The sequence below is a fragment of the Pseudomonas kurunegalensis genome, assembly GCF_030291635.1.
In the GTDB taxonomy this organism is placed as follows: Bacteria; Pseudomonadota; Gammaproteobacteria; order Pseudomonadales; family Pseudomonadaceae; genus Aquipseudomonas; species Aquipseudomonas monteilii.
In genome coordinates this window covers 1,836,273-1,855,789 of record NZ_CP127871.1, presented here as the reverse complement: position 1 = coordinate 1,855,789, position 19,517 = coordinate 1,836,273, and the positions used below count along the sequence as shown (strand labels likewise).

Below are 19,517 nucleotides of genomic sequence, written 5' to 3'. Positions count from 1 at the left end.
CCCCACTGCCCTCAAGGCCTGTGGAGTACTTGTGGGAGCTGGCTTGCCGGCGATAGGGCCATGACAGGCACTGCAAAATCAACTGACCGGCAAAGGTTCCCGAGCCACCGTGGACTCATGCACCGGCAGCAACGGGTCACGCAACCAGCGCTCCACCATCGGCCACACCTGCACCTGTGCAGCCTTGCTCACCAGCATGTCGACATGCCCAAAGGCATCAAAACCTTCCTCACGCCCCAGCCGCAGGAACTGCTTGCGCTCGCCCCCCAACTGCTCGAACAGCTTGCGGCAGGCCCACACCGGGTCCTGGAAGTCCCCCGCGCCGGCCACCGCCAGCAGCGGCACATCCACCTCTGCCAGCCCCGCCCACCAGTCGTGCTTCTTGTCACCAAAGCGCCCGAACAGGCCATGCCAGCGCATGCTTTCCAACGCCAGGCCAATCGGCTCGTCTTCCGGCCCACGTTTGAAGCGTGGCCCGGATATCTGCCCCCAGCGCTTGAGCACCAGCTTCGCCCCCCACACCAGCGGTGGCACCTTCAACGGCCAGTAGACACGGCTGATCTGGGTGCCGAACAGCGCTACGCTGGCCACCTGTTCGGCACCCAGGAAACCACCCCCAAGCGCCGCCACCAGGGTGGTGCCGCCCAAGGAATGGCCAACCCAGTGCGGCGCCTGGCCCGACTGCTCGCGCACGAACGCGGCAATCAGTGGCAGGTCATCACGGGCATAGGCGGCAACGCTGTTGTGCTGCCAGGCATGGTTGCGTGGCGACAGGCCGTGACCGCGCATTTCCGGGATCCACACATCGAAACCGGCACGGGCAAGGTACGCGCCCAAGCCAATACCTTTGGGCGAATACCAGAAACGCCGGTTGGAAAAACTGCCGTGCAGGAGAATGACCGGCACACCCTGGGCACGGCCATGGTCGGCCAGCCCCAGGCGGGTGATGGCCAGCTCGACGCTGGGGTCCGGGCCGTTGCCAGCCTTGATCCGGTACACGTCTTCGCTGAGGTCGCCGCGGCGCTCGGCACTGAGCAGGGCCACGGGGAATAGAGTGCTGCTGCTTTGCATAGGTTGCTTGGTGCACAAAAAAGGGCGGGATCCATTGCTGGAACTCGCCCTGGAAAAAACCAGGCGGGGGTACGCCAGACGTCCCCCCGCGTTTTACTGCATCAGGCCGCGCCTTGGCCTTCGGCCAGGAAGAACCAGGTTTCGAGTACCGAGTCCGGGTTCAGCGACACGCTTTCGATGCCCTGCTCCATCAGCCACTTGGCCAGGTCCGGGTGGTCCGATGGGCCCTGACCGCAGATGCCGATGTACTTGCCGGCCTTGTTGCACGCGGCGATGGCATTGGCCAGCAGCTTCTTGACAGCAGGGTTACGCTCGTCGAACAGGTGGGCGATGATGCCCGAGTCACGGTCCAGGCCCAGGGTCAGCTGGGTCAGGTCGTTGGAGCCGATCGAGAAGCCGTCGAAGTACTCCAGGAACTCTTCGGCCAGGATGGCGTTGGACGGCAGTTCGCACATCATGATCACGCGCAGGCCGTTGTCGCCACGGGCCAGGCCGTTTTCGGCGAGCAGGTCGACCACTTGGCTGGCTTCGCCCAGGGTGCGTACGAACGGCACCATGATCTCGACGTTGGTCAGGCCCATTTCGTTGCGCACACGCTTGAGGGCACGGCACTCGAGCTCGAAGCAGTCACGGAACGATTCGCTGATGTAACGCGAAGCGCCACGGAAGCCCAGCATCGGGTTTTCTTCTTCCGGCTCGTACAGCTTGCCGCCGATCAAGTTGGCGTACTCGTTGGACTTGAAGTCCGACAGGCGCACGATGACCTTTTTCGGGTAGAAGGCCGCCGCCAGGGTACTGATGCCTTCGACCAGTTTCTCGACATAGAAGCCGACCGGGTCGTTGTAGCCGGCAATGCGCTTGTCGACGCTGTCTTTCAGGTCGGCAGGCAGGCCGGCATAGTTCAGCAGTGCCTTGGGGTGCACACCGATCATGCGGTTGATGATGAACTCCAGGCGCGCCAGGCCGACACCGGCGTTGGGCAGCTGGGCGAAGTCGAAGGCGCGGTCCGGGTTGCCGACGTTCATCATGATCTTGAACGGCAGCTCCGGCATGGCATCGACGGAGTTCTGCTTGACGTCAAAGCCCAGCTCGCCTTCGAAGATGAAGCCGGTATCGCCTTCGGCGCAGGACACGGTCACGCCCTGGCCGTCTTTGAGCACCTGGGTGGCGTTGCCGCAACCGACCACGGCCGGAATGCCCAGCTCACGGGCGATGATCGCCGCGTGGCAGGTACGGCCGCCGCGGTTGGTGACGATGGCGCTGGCGCGCTTCATCACCGGTTCCCAGTCCGGGTCGGTCATGTCGGAAACCAGTACGTCGCCCGGCTGGACCTTGTCCATTTCCGAAACGTCGTTGATCACGCGCACCTTGCCGGCGCCGATGCGCTGGCCGATGGCACGGCCTTCGACCAGCACGGTGCCTTTTTCTTTCAGCAGGTAGCGTTCCATGACGTTGGCGCTGGAACGGCTCTTCACGGTCTCAGGGCGGGCCTGGACAATGTACAGCTTGCCGTCGTCACCGTCCTTGGCCCACTCGATGTCCATCGGGCGCTGGTAGTGCTGCTCGATGATCATGGCCTGTTTGGCCAGCTCGCTGACCTCGGCATCGCTCAGGCAGAAGCGTGCGCGCTCGGCGCGGTCCACTTCCACGGTCTTGACCGAACGGCCGGCCTTGGCTTCTTCGCCGTAGACCATCTTGATGGCCTTGCTGCCCAGGTTGCGGCGCAGGATGGCCGGGCGGCCGGCCTGCAGGGTGTTCTTGTGCACGTAGAATTCGTCAGGGTTGACCGCACCCTGCACCACGGTTTCACCCAGGCCGTAGGCGCCGGTGATGAACACCACGTCGCGGAAGCCCGATTCGGTGTCGAGGGTGAACATGACGCCGGCAGTGCCGGTTTCGGAGCGGACCATGCGCTGCACGCCAGCCGACAGGGCCACCAACTTGTGGTCGAAGCCCTGGTGCACGCGGTAGGCGATGGCGCGGTCGTTGAACAGCGAGGCGAACACTTCCTTGGCCGCGCGGATCACGTTGTCGACGCCACGGATGTTGAGGAAGGTTTCCTGCTGGCCGGCGAACGAGGCGTCCGGCAGGTCTTCGGCAGTGGCCGAGGAGCGCACGGCAACCGCCATGTTGTCGTTGCCAGCGGCCATAGCGGCGAAGGCGGTTCGGATTTCCGAATCCAGACGCGCAGGGAACTCGGCTTCCATGACCCACTGGCGAATCTGCGCGCCGGTCTTGGTCAGGGCATTGATGTCATCCACGTCCAGCGCGTCGAGCGCGGCATGGATCCGGTCGTTGAGACCACTCTGTTCGAGAAAATCGCGGTACGCCTGCGCCGTAGTGGCAAAGCCGCCCGGCACCGATACACCAGCACCCGCAAGGTTGCTGATCATCTCGCCCAGGGATGCGTTCTTGCCCCCCACATGCTCCACATCATGGACGCCGAGCTTATCGAGGGAAACTACGTACTCTACCAAGGTGATCTCTCCACTAACTGTGTTGGAAAAGCTCAAAAAGGCGCCCGCCTGTCTTCTGTGACTTGGCCGGGCGTTTGTGGCCTGTACCTGGAAAATAAGTGAGAATGCCGACAGCCGCATTCGGCAAACCGAACTTATCATATCCAAGAAACGTCATCAGCTTAAGGCCCAGATCGCAAATGAAACGAACCGCGTTCTTCATCTCCGACGGCACCGGTATCACTGCCGAAACCCTGGGCCAGAGTTTGCTCGCGCAATTCGAGAGCATTCCGTTCAACAAATTTACCCGCCCGTACATCGATTCGCCGGACAAAGCACGGACCATGGTCCAGCAAATCAACGCCGCCGCCGAGCGTGACGGGGTGCGCCCGATCATCTTCGACACCATCGTCAATCAGGACATCCGTGAGATCCTGGCGACGTCGAATGGCTTCATGATCGACATCTTTTCATCATTTTTATCCCCGCTCGAGCAGGAATTGACCGCCCATTCGTCGTATTCCGTGGGTAAATCGCACTCGATTGGCGGTAACTCCAACTACATGGAACGCATCGAGGCGGTGAACTTCGCCCTGGACAACGACGACGGCGCGCGTACCCACTACTACGACAAGGCCGACCTGATTCTGGTGGGCGTGTCGCGTTGCGGCAAGACCCCTACCTGCCTGTACATGGCCATGCAGTTCGGCATCCGCGCCGCCAACTACCCGCTCACCGAGGACGACATGGAGCGCCTGCAGCTGCCGGCGGTGCTGAAAAAGCACCACAACAAGCTGTTCGGCCTGACCATCGACCCCGATCGCCTCACCGCCATCCGCCACGAGCGCAAGCCCAACAGCCGCTATTCCAGCTTTGCCCAGTGCGAGTTCGAAGTGCGCGAGGTGGAGAACCTGTTCCGTCGGGAGAACATTCCCAATATCAATTCCACGCATTTTTCGGTGGAAGAGATTTCGGCGAAGATTCTGGTGGAGAAAGGGGTGGAGCGGCGGTTCAAGTAGGGAGGGTGCTCGCCACACCCCTTTTGTCTCCATTGAGATCGAGCGCCGCCCGCGCGGCGCATCGCGAGCAAGCTCGCTCCTACATTTGTTTCCGGCCAGTAACGCCTGTGCCAGCGCGCGCGACAGCCTTCTTTGTTCATCACGATATTGAGGTGGACGCCAAGGGGCCGCGCGCGTTTGGCACAGAACTCATTGGCCAGAAACAAATGTAGGAGCGAGCTTGCTCGCGATGCGCCGCGCGGGCGGCGCTCGATTTGCGCCTCCCAAAAATCTCAAGTCATACAAGCAAAAGCCCCGGCATCACTGCCGGGGCTTTGTTTTACCTCACCGCAAGACTCAGGACGGCACCACCGCCGCCTGCCCGCTCATGGCCAGGTCGACCAGCTCGCGGTTGGCCACCGCGTACATCGCATAGTCGGTGCCCGTGGCATTGCGCAGGTCGTCCAGCATGGCGCGCCAACGCTCCACCATCACCCGGTGCTGCTCGGCCCACAGCGCCACGCGGGCGTCCATGTCTTCCGGTGCATCGGCCATCTGCAGTACCGAAATGGTGATTGCCCGTTGCTGCAGGTCGATGTCATCGCGGAACGCTTCGCGGGCCAAGGCCTGCCAGTTGTTTTCCACCGGCAGGTTGCTGATTTCCTGCAGGTACCAGGTCAGGTCCAGCGCGCTGCCCACGGCAAAGAACGCCTTGGCCACCTGCGCCGGCTCATGGCCGGTGACGTCGGCGGCTTCGATGATCGGCAGCAGGGTGTACAAGTGGCTGGTACCGGCCACCATGCGCGCCAGCAACTCCGGCACACCGGCGTCGACAAAGCTCTGGTAACGCACCATCCAGCGTTCGCGGGTCGGGCCTTCCAGCAGCTCGTCCAGCTTGAGCCCCAACTGCGCGATCTTCGGCCCGAAGTGCGCGGTGTCGCGCCCGGCGTCCTGCTCGTTACGGCGGCTACGCAGGAACCAGCGGGTGGCACGGCGGCCCAGACGCATCAGCTCGTCCATCAGGGTGAGCTGGATTTCTGCCGGCACCTGGTAGTCCAGGGCCTCGATCTGGCGGAACCAGTGCGGCAGGTGGAAGATGTCGCGCACGATCACATAGGCCCCGGCCACGTTGGCCGGGCTCATGCCGGTCGACTCCTTCAGGCGCTGGACGAAGGTGATGCCCATGTTGTTGACCAGGTCGTTGGCGATCTGGGTGCTGACGATTTCGCGCTTCAGGCGGTGGCGGCGCATGGCTTCGGCGAACTTGCTGACCAGCGAAGGCGGGAAGGCGGTTTCCATGTCGCGGGTCAGGTAGTCGTCGTCCGGCACCAGCGACTTGAGCAGTTGCTCCTTGAGGTCGATCTTGCTGTACGAGATCAGCACCGACAGCTCGGCGCGGGTCAGGCCCTGGCCGGCAGCCAGGCGTTCAGCCAGTTGCTCTTCGGACGGCAGGAACTCGATGGCGCGGTCCAGCTTGCCACGGCCTTCCAGGTCGGCCATCAGGCGCTTGTACTCGGCAATCCGCTCGCGGGCGCGGCGGGCCGCCAGCGACAGCGCCTGGGTCTGCTTGTAGTTGTTGCCCAGCACCAGGTTGCCGACTTCGTCGGTCATGCTGCCCAGCAGCTGGTTACGCTGCTTCTCGGTCATGTCGCCACCCTGCACCACTTCGTTGAGCAGGATCTTGATGTTGACCTCGTGGTCGGAGCAGTCCACGCCACCGGCGTTGTCGATGAAGTCGGTGTTGGTGGCGCCGCCGTTCAGGCCGAACTCCACCCGGCCAAGCTGGGTCATGCCCAGGTTGCCACCCTCGCCCACCACCTTGCAGCGCAGTTCGTTGCCGTTTACCCGCAGCGCGTCGTTGGCCTTGTCGCCGACATCGGCGTGGCTTTCACTGCTGGCCTTCACGTAGGTGCCGATACCGCCGTTCCACAGCAGGTCGACCGGCGCCTTGAGCAACGCGTTCAGCAGCTCGGTCGGGGTCAGGCGGTCGGCCTCGATGGCAAAGCGCTCTTTCATCTGCGGGCTGATGGCGATGCTTTTGGCACTGCGCGGGAAGATGCCGCCACCTTCAGACATGATGCTGGTGTCGTAGTCGCTCCAGGCCGAACGCGGCAGGTCGAACAGGCGCTTGCGCTCGGCAAAGCTGGACGCAGGCTCGGGGTTGGGGTCGATGAAGATGTGCAGGTGGTTGAACGCCGCCACCAGTTGCAGCTTGTCGGACATCAGCAGGCCGTTGCCGAACACGTCGCCGGCCATGTCGCCCACGCCGATGACGGTGATCGGGTCTTCCTGCACGTTGATGCCGCGCTCGCGGAAGTGGCGCTGCACGCCCACCCAGGCGCCGCGCGCGGTAATGCCCATCTTCTTGTGGTCATAACCGGCCGAACCGCCCGAGGCAAAGGCATCGCCCAGCCAGAAGCCGTAGTCGATGGCAATGCCGTTGGCGATGTCGGAGAAGGTGGCAGTGCCTTTGTCGGCCGCCACCACCAGGTACGGGTCATCATCGTCGTGACGCACCACGTTGGCCGGCGGCACCACGCCACCGTCCTTGAGGTTGTCGGTGATGTCGAGCAGGCCGGAAATGAAGATGCGGTAGCACGCCACGCCTTCGGCGGCGATCTCGTCCCGGCTACCGCCCAGTGGCAGGCGGCGCGGCAAGAAGCCGCCCTTGGCGCCGACCGGCACGATGACCGAGTTCTTCACCTGCTGGGCTTTGACCAGGCCCAGCACTTCGGTGCGGAAGTCTTCTTCACGGTCAGACCAGCGCAGGCCGCCACGGGCGACGTTGCCAAAGCGCAGGTGCACGCCCTCGACCCGAGGCGAATAAACGAAGATTTCGAACTTGGGCACCGGCTTGGGCAGTTCGGGGATCAGCTTGGGGTTGAACTTGAAGCTGAAGTACGACTTGTTCTGGCCGTTGGCATCCGGCTGATAGAAGTTGGTGCGCAGGGTGGCCTTGATCAGGTCCAGGTAGCGCCGCAGGATGCGGTCTTCGTTGAGCACCTGCACGTCGTCGAGCGCGGTCAGGATGGCCTGCTCCAGGCGCTGCTGCTTGTCGTCGAGGTCGTCCTGGGTGAGCTTGCGCGCCAGGTAGAAGCGGGTCTTGAACAACCGGGTCAGCTCGCGGGCGATGTCGGTGTGGTTGTTCAGGGTGCTGGCGATGTAACCCAGGTCGAAGCCCAGGCGGATCTGCTTCAGGTAACGGGCGTAAGCGCGCAGCAGCGCCACGTCACGCCAAGGCAGGCCCGCGGTGAGTACCAGACGGTTGAAGGCATCGTTCTCGGCATCGCCACGCACGATGTGGATGAAGGCGTCCTGCAGGGTGTCGTTGAGCTGCTGGATATCCAGGCTCAGGCCTTCGCTGTAGGTGAAGGCAAAATCGTGAATCCAGTACTCGCGGCCACTGGCATGGCGCAGGCGATACGGGAATTCGCCCAGCACGCGCAAGCCGAGGTTTTCCAGGATCGGCAGCACGTCGGACAGCGCCAGCGGGGTGTCGGCGTGGTACAGCTTGCAGTGCAGGATGCGCTCACCCACCTGGGTCAGCGGCTGGTAGAAACTCATGGCCAGCGGCTTGCTTTCCGACAGGCTCAGCACATGCTGCAGGTCGACAACGGCCGAGTGCGCGGCAAAGCGTTCACGGTAGCCGGCCGGGAAGCCCTTGGGGAAATCGGCGAGGATGTTGGTGCCTTGGGCTTCGCCGAAGTTCTCCACTACCAGCGTCGAATAATCGTCATGCCACGAGCGGCAGGCCTGGATGACTTCGCGCTCCAGCTGCTGCGGGTCGATGTCGATGCGGTTTTTCGGGTCTACCCGCAGAATCAGCTGCACACGGGCCAGCACCGATTCGGAGAAGAAGGTCCAGAACTCGCAGTCGCTGGCCTTCAGGCGTTCCATCAGTACTTGCTGGATTTTCTGTCGCACTTCGGTGGAGTAGATCTCCCGCGGCACGTACGCCAGGCAGTAGCAGAAGCGGCCGTACGGGTCCTTGCGCAGGAACACGCGGATCTTGTTGCGCTCCTGGATCTGCACGATCGCCATGACGGTGGTGAACAGCTCGTCGATCGGCGTCTGGAACAGGTCGTCGCGCGGCAGCACTTCCAGCACCTGGGCCAGTTCCTTGCCCAGGTGAGCCTTGGGATCGAAGCCCGAGCGGCGCTCGACTTCGGCTACCTTGACGCGGATGTAAGGGATGGCATGTACGCTTTCGCCATACACCGACGAGGTGTACAGGCCCATGAAGCGGTGTTCCTTGATGACCTTGCCATCGGCGTCCAGCTGGCGGATCGACACGTAGTCCGGGTAGGCCGGGCGGTGCACGCGGCTGGGCAGCGCGGCCTTGGCGAACGACAGCAGCAGCGGCTCATTGAGGTAGGCCACGGCGTAGTCTTCGATGCGCAGCTCTTCGGCCGTCAGGCCCACGCGCAGGCGGCGCGGCAGGCCGAGGAACGACTGCTCGTCGTAAACCATCTGGCCGCCATCGGCGTCGCCCTTGACGGTGAACTCTTCATAGCCCAGGAAGGTGAAGTGGTTGTCCAGCAGCCACTCGAGGAAGGCCTTGACCTCGCCCTTTTCGTGTTGCGCCGGGCCGAAGGCGGTCTGTTCCACCTCGGCCACCACGTCACGCAGCTTGGCCTTCATCGGCTCGAAATCGGCAACTGCCACCCGCACCTCAGCCAGCACCTGCTCGATCTCGCGGGCCAGCACGGTCAGCTCTGCGGCATTGGCGCAGCGGTCGATCTCCAGGTACATCAGCGACTCGTGGCGCACGCCCTCGCCCTGGGTACCCTTGGGCAGCAGTTCCAGCAGCTCGCCCTTGGCGCCACGGCGCACGCTGAGCACGGTGGTCTGCAGGGTGTGGATGCTGTAGCCACGGCGGTTGAGCTCGGTACGCACCGAGTCGACCAAAAACGGCAGGTCGTGGTGCAGCACCTCGACCACGGTGTGGGTCGATTGCCAGCCGTTGCGCTCATAATCAGGGTTGTACACCCGCACTTGCGGGTATTCGGGGTCGAAACGTTCGATGATGCGCCAGGCTGACAGGGTGCAGCCGGCCAGGTCGGAAAGCCTGCGCTGGGTGAGTTCGTCCAGAGAGATGATGCCGAAGAACTGCTCGGCGAACAGCGCCACTTGTGGCAGGGACTGTTCGCTGATGTGCTGCGCCAGGGCCGCTTGCAGTTGATGCTGGAAGTCGGCTTTGCTGGCTGCGGTGAAGAACGCCATCTGTGGTACTCCGCTTGGGCTTTGTAATAGTTGAAGCGTCGCTGCGTGCGCCGTGTACGGATCAACGATAGCCAACCCGTGGCAAGGCGGACGGTAAAACCAGGCGTTGAACGTGCGCGGGCACGCCCAGGGCTCGCCGAAGCTTAACGACTGATCGGTCATCAACGCTTGCAGCGCTGCGACAATTTCGGTCAAGGGGCGGTAACTTTACGTTTATGCCTGTACGCAAGACTGTCAGAATTCCCTTCCATTCACTTTGATCCGAGCCCGCTCATGCAAATCAACACTGCCCTGCTCTTCGCCACCCCTTGCGATGACGAGGAAGACAACATGGCGACCCTGTGCTGCCACAGCGACAAGGGCCAGATGTTTCTGCTTACCCGCTACCCGGACGAAGACACCGTCGATCTGACCCTGGATGACGAGCCATCGACGCTGGACGGGCTGAAAGTGACCCTGAGTGCCAAGCGCCTGCTGATCGAAGTGGCGGCCGGCGACCGGGATGCGCTGAAGGGGGATGAGGTGCTGGAGATCAACCTGACCAGCGACCTGAGCGACCTGGATGAAGTGAAGGAAACCCTGGAGAACATCCTGGCCGGGACCGGGACCTTCGTCTGCGAACTCTGAGCCATACAGCAATCCAAACGCTTGCGCGATCCCTGTAGGAGCGGCCTTGTGTCGCGATGGGCCGCAACGCGGCCCCAGCAATGTATGCCGTGACGCCGAGATTCTGGGGCCGCTTTGCGGCCCATCGCGACACAAGGCCGCTCCTACAAAGGCCGCGCCAGGCTTCAGATCAGTGCCGCCTGCATCTCTTTGGCCTGCACCCGCAGCGCCTCGCAAAACGGCTCCACCGCCGCCGAAGCCGGCCTGTGGTCTGGCCGTATCAGCATCACCTGGTACGGCACCGACACCCGCAACCTGCGGATCGGCAACCCGCCCTGCGCCGCCTCCAGCCCGCTCAACGGGTTGATGATCGCCACGCCAAGGCCTTGCCTGACCATGGCGCACACCGAGGCGGCACTGGTGGTTTCGATCACCGTGCGGCGGTTCACCCCCGCCGCACGAAAGTGCTGGTCCAGCCGCTGGCGGTAAGTGTCCAGGCTGGCCAGGTTGATGAAGTCCACCTCATGAAAGTCGGCAAGTTCCAGCTCGGCTTTTGCCTGTAGCGGGTGATGCGCGGGCAACACGCACACCATGTTGGCGCTGAACAGCAGCTCGCCATAGGCACCGCGCGGTATCTGCTCGACCTCGGTCAGGCCAAGGTCGTGCTGCTGGGCCACCAGAGACTCTTCCAGCAATGGCGATTCCTGCGCCAGGATACTCACGCTCACGCCCCGATGCTGCTGGTGGAAGCGCTGGCAAGCCTTGGGCAGCAACGTCTGGGAGAACAGCGGCAGGCAAGTGATGGCCAGCCTCCCCTGCTCGAAATTGCGAATGGCCTGGGCAAAACGGTCGATCCGCTCCAGCCCGACGTAAGCGCGCTCGACCTCTTCGATCAACAGCAACGCCTGGGCAGTCGCCACCAGGCGCCCACCCTCGCGCTCGAACAGGTTCAGCCCGGTTACCTGCTCCAGCCGCGCCAGTTCGCGGCTGACAGTGGGCTGCGAGGTATACAGCAGGCGCGCGGCACCGGTCACACTGCCAGCGGCCATGATGGCGCGGAACACTTCGATATGGCGGACGGAGAGTTTCACAGCAGTACCCGGCAAAGTCAGCAATGGGTATATCAGATATGAATGATCGGCAGAAAAATAGCTATTTTTCTGAATTCCTTGTTTGGCTCATCCTCGTGGTCATCCTTCTATGAGTAGCGCCACCATGACCGCACCTTTCTCCCTCCTGGCCGAAGCTGTCCGCCAGCACGGCTCGCCGCTGTGGGCGTACGACGCCAGCACCATCGCCGAACGTGTCGAGCAGCTGAAGGTGTTCGACACCGTACGCTTCGCCCAGAAAGCCAACCCTAACCTGCATGTGCTGCGCCTGATGCGTGCCCATGGCCTGGTGCTGGACGCGGTGTCGCTGGGTGAGATGGAGCGGGCCTTTGCCGCCGGTGCGAGTGTGGACGGCGACCCCGCCGGCGTGGTGCTGACCTGCGACGCGCTGGACCGGCCGACCCTGGAGCGCGTGGTAGCCTCGAAGATCGAAGTGAACGCGGGTTCCATCGACATGCTGCGCCAGCTGGGTGAACGCTCGCCCGGCCACCGCGTGTGGATCCGCATCAACCCGGGCTTTGGCCATGGCCACAGCCGCAAGACCAACACCGGCGGCGAGAACAGCAAGCACGGCATCTGGCACGAAGAGCTGGAGGAGGCACTGGCCTGCATCAAGGCCCATGGCCTGCACCTGGTGGGCGTGCACATGCACATTGGTTCCGGTGTGGACTACCAGCATCTGGAGCAGGTGGCTCGCTCGATGATCGAGCTGATTGGCCGCCTGGGCGTGGACATCGAAGCGTTTTCCATCGGCGGCGGGCTCTCCACCCCGTACCGCAGCACCGACAAACCGGTCGATCTGCAGCGCTACGCCCAGACCTGGGCAGCGGCACGCAAGGAAATCGAAGCGATGCTCGGCCACCCGGTGCGCATGGAGATCGAGCCAGGGCGCTTCCTGGTGGCGGAATCCGGCTACCTGGTGGCCGAAGTGCGCGCCGTGAAGCAGGTGGGGCGCAATACCTTCGTGATGATCGACGCCGGCTTCAACGACCTGATGCGCCCGGCGATGTACGGTGCGTACCACGGCATGACCCTGCTCGATGCCAACGGCCAGCCAGTGGACCGACCACGCCAGCCGACCGTGGTGGCCGGGCCGCTGTGCGAGTCGGGGGATGTGTTTACCCAGGATGACCAGGAGCTGACCCCACAGGACCTGCCCCAGGCGCAGGTGGGCGATTTGCTGGTGATTCACGATGCCGGGGCCTATGGGGCGTCGATGTCGTCGAACTACAACAGCCGGCCGTTGCTGCCGGAGTTCCTGATCGAAGAAGGGGCGCTGCGCATGATTCGCCGGCGGCAGACCGTGCAGGACCTGCTGGGCCTGGAGGCGGGGTTCTAACTACACTAAAGCATTAGCATTACCTTTGTGGGAGCGGCCTTGCGTCACGAAAGGGCTGTAAAGCAGCCCCAACAATAGGTGCCATGATGCCAAAAACCCGGGGGCCGCTTTGCGGCCCTTTTGATTTGCCAGGTCGCCTACAACAAACCTCTCAGGTTCACTCTCCCGCCGACTTTCCGTAGCGTGACGAAAGCCTCTTCGTGGACGTGAAAACCGATCAAAACACCTGCCGAAGTCAATACTGAATCGCCCCTGGTTTCGTAGACACCTCCAAGCCTCGCCCATCCAGGCCTTCAGCGCCCAGTTCGAGGGCCTTGGCCGTTTCTTCCGCAAAAGCAGCTGGCTTTTCAAAGTCATCCTGCTCATGGTCTGGCCCGCGTTCGTCATCATCGGCACAGGTCATTGGCTCAGCCTGTTGCTATGCTGGCGACCGCGCTGGCCGAAAGTGATCCGCGAGGCCGGCACGCCCGGCAAGCCAGTGCCACCGGTGACGACGCTGAGCGACTACCCGCAAGCCATTCAAGAACGCCTGCTCGCCAACGCCGACCGCTGGCAGCTCAAGCCTGGCAGGCGCCCGACGAAAAAATCGGGCAAGCGCAGAGCCCATCAATAATCGCTTCATGCCATCGCGACAGGTTACCGGCCCTGCGGTAACCTGCCCGCTTTGCTACAGGAAGGCGTGAAATGCAGGCGAAGTTGGACATCCCCTCCCGCTTCATCATCCACGAAACCCGGCACTGGGTGCTGAACCACCGCATGAACAGCGCCCTGCCCGGTTACCTGATGCTCAGCGCACGGGCGTCGGTCAACTCACTGGCGGCCCTGCCCGTGGAGGCCCAGGCCGAGCTGGGCATTCTCATGGCGCGCACGCAGCAGGTGATGGAAGCGCAGCTGCAACCGTCGCGTTTGTACATAGGCCGGTATGGCCATGACGCGGGGTATACCATCCACTTCCATTTCATCCCTGTTTACCCTTGGGTCGAAGCGCTGTTCTGGGCAGACGAACGATACCGGGCGCTGCAGGCATTCGGCTGGACCGATAGCGTGCAGCCGCAAACCGACGGCGCCGAGTTGACGCTATACGTCTGGCGTGAGTTTTGTGAGCGCCCTGAACCACCGGCGATACAAGGGTATTCAGTGGACGAAGCCATTACCCTGTTGCGCAGCGCATTCTTGAACCACTGCGCGCCGCATTGACTGAAATGGAAGCCTCCATGCGCCCCAACAAGGCTTGCCCCGTAGTCCTTTCATCCTCGCTGCCGGCAAAGATCCTGCTGTTTCGCCACCCTCAGGCCGGCGTCCAACTGGTAAAAGGCACCATTGAAAAAGGTGAAACCCCTGCCACTGCCGCCTTGCGCGAACTGGCCGAGGAGTCCGGCATCGCCAACGCCAGGGTCATACAAGACCTGGGCTGCTGGGATGCCGGCCATCTTGGCCAGGTGTGGTCGTTTCACCTGTGCCAGGTGGAGGATGCCCTGCCCGAGCACTGGTCTCACCAGACACAGGATGACCATGGCCACCCGTTCGCGTTCTTCTGGGCATACCTCGAAGACCCGCCCCTGAGCGACTGCCACCCGGTCTTTCAGCGGGCGCTGGCCTTCTTGTACAACGCCTTGAAAACGCGTACGCCTTTTAGCTGAGCCGTCAGAACTTGTAGCGGGCAGTCGCCAGGAAGTTACGTGGCTCACCAAAGAAGTTGCTGCCGGTTGTAGAGCTGATCGACGAGTAGTAGCGCTTGTCGAACACGTTGTTCAGGTTGAAATTGACCTGCAGGTTGGCGGTCACGTCATAGCGCGTGAACACGTCATACAGCGTGTAGCCGCCTTGCTGCACACCGTACTGGGTGTAAGTCTGGCTCTGGGACCGCACCGTGCCGCCCACCCGCCACTGGTCCAGTTCACCCGGCAATTGATAGCTGGTGGTCAGTTTGAACAGGTTGGCGGGCAGGTTGGTGCCGTAGCGCTTGCCTTTGGTGAACGAGCCAATCGGGCTGTAGGTGGTGTCCTTGACACGCTCGGCCGTGTTGTAGGTGTAACTGGCCGACATCTGCCAGTTCTCGGTCAGCGCCCCGGAGACTTCAAATTCGACACCACGGCTACGGATTTCGCCTGCCGACTCATAGCACAAGGTAGTGCCACCCTGGCACTGGCTGGCCGGAAGCTGGTCGGGCAGGTTCTCCAGGTCGATCTGGAACAGTGCCACGCTGGTATTGAGGCGGCCGCCAAGATGCTCGCCCTTCAGGCCGATCTCGTAGTTGGTACCTTGAATCGGTTCCAGCAGGGTGCCGCTTGCGGTCTCCAGGTTCTGCGGCTGGAAGATCCGGGTCCAGCTGGCATACACCGAGTAGGTATCGTTCAGGTCGTACACCAGGCCGGCATAGGGCGTGACCTCACGGTTTGCCTTGAAGTGCGAGGTGTTCTTGATCTCTTGCTCGTACCAGTCGACACGCCCTCCGACGATCAGCGTCAATGGCTCGGCAAGGCTGAAGCGTGCCGTGCTGTAGACCCCGCTCTGTTCAACCTCGGTCTGGCGGTTGTAGAGCGACATGTCGACACCAACCGGTTTGGCCACCGAGCCCGGGTCCCAGGTAATGGGGTTGAACTGCACCAGTTCGTAATTGCCATTGGTCACGAACGGCCCGCCACGGTCATCCCAGTCGCTTTCACGATGGCTGGCGCCGACCACCAGCGTATGGGTCCGCCCGGCAAACTCGAACGGGCCGGTCAGGTAACCATCGACGCTGGACTGGTTACGCTCGTAATCGTACTTGCCGCCGCGCAGCGACATGCTCGGGTTGCCACTGGCATCAACCGTAGGATTGGCCAGGAAGGTACCCATCATGTTCATTTCGCTGGTGATGTAGGTGGCCGCGCCTTTGGCCTTCCAGCCGTTGTCGAAACGGTGCTCGATATCGGCGAACACCGTTTTGCTTTCCTTGTTCCAGTAGGACCAGGACGGGCTCATGCGGTCGGAGCGGGAAATGGGCAGGAAGCTGCCGTCAGGGTAGGTACCCAGGCCGTTCCAGTCGGCACCGGGGTTGTTTTCATCGCTGTAGGACAAGCCAAGGCTGACCGTAGTGTCGTCATTCAGGTCGGCTTCAACAATGCCATACAGCAAAGTACGTTCATTGCCCGAATCGTCAGTGAACGCGTTCTTGTTCTGGTAGCTCAACACCGTGCGGCCTCGCAGCGTACCGTCACTATTGAGCGCAGAACCTGCATCAAGCTCGAAACGACGATTGTCCCAGCTACCAAGGCTGCCCGTCACCATGACCTGCGGCTCAACCGTAGGGCGCTTGCGGATCAGGTTGATCGAGCCCGAGGGCAATCCGGCCCCTTCCATGAGACCCGCCGCACCGCGAACGATTTCGACCCGGTCGTACATGGCCAACGCCCCGGTGGACAAGGACGCCTCTTCATACGCGACGGGCAGCCCGTCGAACATGATGTTCTCGATGCCGAAGCCACGGGAATTGAAACGCGGCCGTTCGGCGCCCCATTGGGTCAAAGTCAGCCCCGGTGCGTTCCTCACCACATCATTGAGCGTCGTCATGCCTTGGTCTTCGATGCGCTGGCGAGTAATGACCGAAACCGACTGGGGGGTTTCGCGCAGCGAGATCGGCAGTTTGGTTGCCGTCTGCATGGCACCGGTGGTGTACGAGCCGGTGTGCTCGCTGGTCATGCCCAGGCCCTGCCCCTGGATGGTGGTTGCACCCAACTGCACCGCCGTTTCGTTGTCATTGCGTTGCTGCAGGTAGGCGCGGTTGCCATCGGCCATGACAAAGCCCAGACCGGTACCGGCCAGCAGCTGCTGCAGTGCAGCGCTGGCCGTGTACTGGCCGACCACGGCGCTGCTGGTCTTGCCGCGGGTCAACGCGCCGTCGGCAAACAGCTGGATACCGCTGCTGGCCGACCACTGCGCAATCGCGCCTTCCAGCGGCTGGGCGGCAATGCTGTAGGTGCGGGTTTGCGCCTGGGTGGTGCTGGCCGCGTGTGCTTGCGGCAGGGCGGCGAGCGTGAAAACGCAGCTCAGGGCGCTGACCAACAGCAGGGGTTTGATGGGGGTGCTAGGCGTGGGCATTCGAATTTCCAGTCCGTCCTGATGGCAATACTCGCAATTCATTCTCGTTTGCGATCAAGACTAAAGACGGACCACCGGCCAAACACAACGACGCGGTTTTTCAGTTTTTTTCAATCAGTGTTCTACGGGGCGTACCAAGGTCAGCCACGGGCCCACCGTGGTGACACGAATCGGCAGAATGACCTGCAAGCTCTGCAACGCCGCGTCGGCTTCACGCGCTTGCACCGCTGCCGTCACCCGCAACTGGGCGAGGCTGCTGTCCGTCAGCAGCAAGTGCGCGCGGGAGTAGGGTTGCAGACGCTGCAACACCTGCGTCAGCGGCTCATCGCGAAACACCAGGCGTTGCTCGCGCCAGGCCAACTGTTGCCCGGGGTCGACATGCCGTAATGCGCCAATGCCCTGCGCGTCGTAGTGCAGGGCCTGGCCCTCTCCGGCTTCGGCCTGCTGCCCCGCACGGCTGACCCGCACACTGTGCTCGGTCACCGTCACGTTCGCGCCGTCCTCCAGCACCTGCACGTCGAACGCGGTACCCAAGGCGCGCACATCACCGCCTGCGGCCTCGACGATAAAGGGCCGCACCGGGTTGGGCGCCACCTTGAACCAGGCCTCGCCCTGGTACAGGCGCAGCCGCCGCTCATCGGCACTGAAGCTCACGTCCAACGCAGTGTGCGGCGCCAGTTGCACGATCGAACCGTCGTCCAAGGTCCAGCTGCGCACCTGAGCCACCTCGGTGCGGTAATCCGCCCAACGTGCGGGAGAAAAGGCAAATACCGTAAAGGCCAGCAGTAACGCCGCTGCGGTTGCCAGGCCTACAAACCTACGCCGGGGCAAACGCCGAAGCGGGGTGCGGCTGGCGGCAACATGGGCATGGCCCGCCACGCCGGCTACCCCCCATACCTGCCGGGCACGCTGCCAGGCAGCCGGGTGGCTGGGGTCGGCGGCAAGCCAGCGTGCAAATGCTTCGCGCTCGGCCGCTGTCACGCCCGCGTCCTGCAGGCGCACGCACCACTCCAGCGCCTGGTCCAGGGGGGTATGCGAGTCGTTTTCGTTCATCATGCAAGTGCAGGCAGGTGGCAGTTAAAACGCGCGCAGTGTAACCAGCCTTTCATGACATTGCCTTCTCGATGCGCTGCATGGCCTTGACCATCTGCGAAACCACGGTGCTTTTGGAAATGCCCAGGCGCTCGGCAACCTGCTGGTGGTCCAGGCCATCGATACGGCACAGGATGAACACTTCGCGGCAGCGCGGCGGCAGCTCGGCGATCACCTGCATGACCTGTTGCAACTCGCGGCTCAACTCGGTCTTGCGGGCCGGGTCCAGTTTGGCATCGGGTACACCTTCAACCAGCACCGGGTCGGCCTGTACCTCGATGCCCAAGGCCTCGCGGCGGCGGATGTCCATGCCGAGGTTGCGGGCAATGCGGAAGATATAGGCACGCGGGTTACCGATACGCTCGCCTACCTTGCGGCTGGCCACGCGCAGCCAGGTTTCCTGGGTGAGGTCGTCAGCAATCGTGGCATTGCCGAAGTGCCGCACCAGGTAAGCCTTCAGCGCTTCGCGGTTGTCCAGGAATGTCGATGTCAGAGGGTCGCGATCTTGCGGCATTCGCCAAGCATCCTGCGCAGCGGCGGAGTAATGGGCGGCACGGTATCACTTGTTGCTAACAATTCTCAACTACGCATGAGGCCTTGAGGTTGCTCGCCGATACTCGCAAGCAACGCCCGCACCCATCGATGCGCCGGGTGATGATGCGTGCGTTCATGCCAAGCCAGCACCTTGCTGAACCCCGCAATGGCCAGCGGCGGCTCCACCACCTGCAGGCCATCCCCCGGCTGCACCAGGCGGCTGGGCAGTACACCGATCAGGTCACTGCTGCGCAACACCTCCAGCAGCATCAGAAAGCTCGGCACCGACAGGCATACCCGCCGCGCCCTGCCGATACGCGCCAGCGCTTCATCGCTGACGCCATGAAAGGCACCGCTGCCCAGCGAGACGATTGCGTGCTCCAGCGTACAGAAGGTGTCGAGGTCCAGGTGCCCGGTGGCTGGGTGCCCAACGCGCATGGCGCAGACGTACTGCTCATCGTAAAGGTGCATGGACTGCAAACCCGGGCTGACGCTGTCGGGGGTGAGGATGGCCATGTCCAGCTCACCTGACGCCAACTGCTGCGCGACCCGCGACGCTTCGATTGCACGCACGGCAAGGCGGATACCGGGGGCTTGATCGCGCAACGCGGCAAGCAAAGGCATCAGCAAAGTCCGCTGGGCATAGTCGGTGGCGGCCACGGCAAGTGTGAGGCTGGCTTGGGCAGGGTCAAAGTCGGGCGGCTGCAGCATGCCTTCGATTTCGCCCAGCACACGCTTGATCGGAATGGCCAGCGCCTGTGCACGGGCAGTGGGCACCAGTCCGCGCTGGGAACGGACAAACAACGGGTCGTCGAAGCTGTCGCGCAAGCGGGTCAACATGCCGCTGACGGCAGGCTGCGTCAGCGCCAGACGCTCTGCTGCTCGGGTCACGCTGCCTTCGTCGAGCAAGACATCGAGCGTGCGCAGCAGGTTCAGGTCGAGGTTCCTGATATTACGCATGCTTATGGGTTAGCTCAGGAGATGTGATTGGTGTTATGGATTGTGGGCG

General features: G+C 62.8%; 14 protein-coding genes. 6 read left to right on the top strand and 8 right to left on the bottom strand.

Annotated features, from left to right (window positions below; all coding sequences use genetic code 11):
- Positions 1-78 precede the first annotated feature (78 nt).
- Complete coding sequence (locus tag QQ992_RS08345; protein ID WP_286112984.1) at positions 79-1,071, bottom strand: alpha/beta fold hydrolase; 993 nt, start codon at positions 1,069-1,071, stop codon at positions 79-81.
- A 101-nt stretch (positions 1,072-1,172) separates the two neighbouring features.
- Positions 1,173-3,548 carry a phosphoenolpyruvate synthase gene (ppsA, locus tag QQ992_RS08340; protein ID WP_025754479.1) on the bottom strand — a complete coding sequence of 792 codons (2,376 nt, stop codon included), beginning with the start codon at positions 3,546-3,548 and terminating at the stop codon, positions 1,173-1,175.
- A gap of 179 nt (positions 3,549-3,727) precedes the next feature.
- On the opposite strand from ppsA, the gene ppsR reads away from it, so the two are divergent.
- The gene (ppsR, locus tag QQ992_RS08335; RefSeq protein ID WP_016714844.1) at positions 3,728-4,546 is read left to right on the top strand and encodes a posphoenolpyruvate synthetase regulatory kinase/phosphorylase PpsR; all 819 of its coding nucleotides are present in this window, start codon (positions 3,728-3,730) and stop codon (positions 4,544-4,546) included.
- A gap of 336 nt (positions 4,547-4,882) precedes the next feature.
- On the opposite strand, the gene QQ992_RS08330 is transcribed toward ppsR, so the two are convergent.
- On the bottom strand, positions 4,883-9,748 hold the full coding sequence (locus QQ992_RS08330; protein WP_119370792.1) for an NAD-glutamate dehydrogenase: 4,866 nt from the start codon (positions 9,746-9,748) through the stop codon (positions 4,883-4,885).
- A 273-nt stretch (positions 9,749-10,021) separates the two neighbouring features.
- Here QQ992_RS08330 and QQ992_RS08325 point away from each other — a divergent pair, with 273 nt between their 5' ends.
- Positions 10,022-10,375, top strand: a complete 354-nt coding sequence (locus QQ992_RS08325; RefSeq protein ID WP_009684028.1) for a hypothetical protein — start codon at positions 10,022-10,024, stop codon at positions 10,373-10,375.
- 164 nt (positions 10,376-10,539) lie between these two features.
- On the opposite strand, the gene QQ992_RS08320 is transcribed toward QQ992_RS08325, so the two are convergent.
- The gene (locus tag QQ992_RS08320; protein WP_286112982.1) at positions 10,540-11,445 is read right to left on the bottom strand and encodes a LysR family transcriptional regulator; all 906 of its coding nucleotides are present in this window, start codon (positions 11,443-11,445) and stop codon (positions 10,540-10,542) included.
- 124 nt (positions 11,446-11,569) lie between these two features.
- Here QQ992_RS08320 and lysA point away from each other — a divergent pair, with 124 nt between their 5' ends.
- The 4 genes from lysA (at position 11,570) to QQ992_RS08300 (ending at position 14,442) form a co-directional block, all read left to right on the top strand.
- Positions 11,570-12,802: a diaminopimelate decarboxylase gene (gene lysA, locus QQ992_RS08315; protein ID WP_286112981.1), complete on the top strand. Its 1,233-nt coding sequence runs from the start codon at positions 11,570-11,572 to the stop codon at positions 12,800-12,802.
- Positions 12,803-13,166: 364 nt separating this feature from the next.
- The gene (locus QQ992_RS08310) at positions 13,167-13,415 is read left to right on the top strand and encodes a hypothetical protein (protein WP_286112980.1); all 249 of its coding nucleotides are present in this window, start codon (positions 13,167-13,169) and stop codon (positions 13,413-13,415) included.
- 71 nt (positions 13,416-13,486) lie between these two features.
- Positions 13,487-13,999: an HIT family protein gene (locus QQ992_RS08305; protein ID WP_286112978.1), complete on the top strand. Its 513-nt coding sequence runs from the start codon at positions 13,487-13,489 to the stop codon at positions 13,997-13,999.
- A gap of 17 nt (positions 14,000-14,016) precedes the next feature.
- Positions 14,017-14,442: an NUDIX hydrolase gene (locus QQ992_RS08300; RefSeq protein ID WP_286112977.1), complete on the top strand. Its 426-nt coding sequence runs from the start codon at positions 14,017-14,019 to the stop codon at positions 14,440-14,442.
- Between the two features lie 4 nt (positions 14,443-14,446).
- Here the strand turns inward: QQ992_RS08300 and QQ992_RS08295 are convergent, their stop codons facing one another.
- The 4 genes from QQ992_RS08295 to QQ992_RS08280 all read right to left on the bottom strand — a co-directional run bounded on the left by QQ992_RS08295 (position 14,447) and on the right by QQ992_RS08280 (position 19,468).
- The gene (locus QQ992_RS08295; RefSeq protein ID WP_286112976.1) at positions 14,447-16,882 is read right to left on the bottom strand and encodes a TonB-dependent siderophore receptor; all 2,436 of its coding nucleotides are present in this window, start codon (positions 16,880-16,882) and stop codon (positions 14,447-14,449) included.
- Between the two features lie 114 nt (positions 16,883-16,996).
- The gene (locus tag QQ992_RS08290; protein ID WP_286112974.1) at positions 16,997-17,938 is read right to left on the bottom strand and encodes a FecR family protein; all 942 of its coding nucleotides are present in this window, start codon (positions 17,936-17,938) and stop codon (positions 16,997-16,999) included.
- Between the two features lie 49 nt (positions 17,939-17,987).
- Complete coding sequence (locus QQ992_RS08285; RefSeq protein WP_286112973.1) at positions 17,988-18,488, bottom strand: RNA polymerase sigma factor; 501 nt, start codon at positions 18,486-18,488, stop codon at positions 17,988-17,990.
- A 65-nt stretch (positions 18,489-18,553) separates the two neighbouring features.
- The gene (locus QQ992_RS08280) at positions 18,554-19,468 is read right to left on the bottom strand and encodes a LysR family transcriptional regulator (protein ID WP_286112972.1); all 915 of its coding nucleotides are present in this window, start codon (positions 19,466-19,468) and stop codon (positions 18,554-18,556) included.
- Positions 19,469-19,517 lie beyond the last annotated feature (49 nt).

What these genes read in the sequence shown, in the direction of transcription:
- QQ992_RS08345 (WP_286112984.1), bottom strand. Translation starts at nt 1,071, where the DNA reads ATGCAAAGCAGCAGCACTCTATTCCCCGTGGCCCTGCTCAGTGCCGAG.
- ppsR (WP_016714844.1), top strand. Translation starts at nt 3,728, where the DNA reads ATGAAACGAACCGCGTTCTTCATCTCCGACGGCACCGGTATCACTGCC.
- QQ992_RS08330 (WP_119370792.1), bottom strand. Translation starts at nt 9,748, where the DNA reads ATGGCGTTCTTCACCGCAGCCAGCAAAGCCGACTTCCAGCATCAACTG.
- QQ992_RS08325 (WP_009684028.1), top strand. Translation starts at nt 10,022, where the DNA reads ATGCAAATCAACACTGCCCTGCTCTTCGCCACCCCTTGCGATGACGAG.
- lysA (WP_286112981.1), top strand. Translation starts at nt 11,570, where the DNA reads ATGACCGCACCTTTCTCCCTCCTGGCCGAAGCTGTCCGCCAGCACGGC.
- QQ992_RS08310 (WP_286112980.1), top strand. Translation starts at nt 13,167, where the DNA reads ATGGTCTGGCCCGCGTTCGTCATCATCGGCACAGGTCATTGGCTCAGC.
- QQ992_RS08305 (WP_286112978.1), top strand. Translation starts at nt 13,487, where the DNA reads ATGCAGGCGAAGTTGGACATCCCCTCCCGCTTCATCATCCACGAAACC.
- QQ992_RS08300 (WP_286112977.1), top strand. Translation starts at nt 14,017, where the DNA reads ATGCGCCCCAACAAGGCTTGCCCCGTAGTCCTTTCATCCTCGCTGCCG.
- QQ992_RS08295 (WP_286112976.1), bottom strand. Translation starts at nt 16,882, where the DNA reads ATGCCCACGCCTAGCACCCCCATCAAACCCCTGCTGTTGGTCAGCGCC.
- QQ992_RS08290 (WP_286112974.1), bottom strand. Translation starts at nt 17,938, where the DNA reads ATGATGAACGAAAACGACTCGCATACCCCCCTGGACCAGGCGCTGGAG.
- QQ992_RS08285 (WP_286112973.1), bottom strand. Translation starts at nt 18,488, where the DNA reads ATGCCGCAAGATCGCGACCCTCTGACATCGACATTCCTGGACAACCGC.
- QQ992_RS08280 (WP_286112972.1), bottom strand. Translation starts at nt 19,468, where the DNA reads ATGCGTAATATCAGGAACCTCGACCTGAACCTGCTGCGCACGCTCGAT.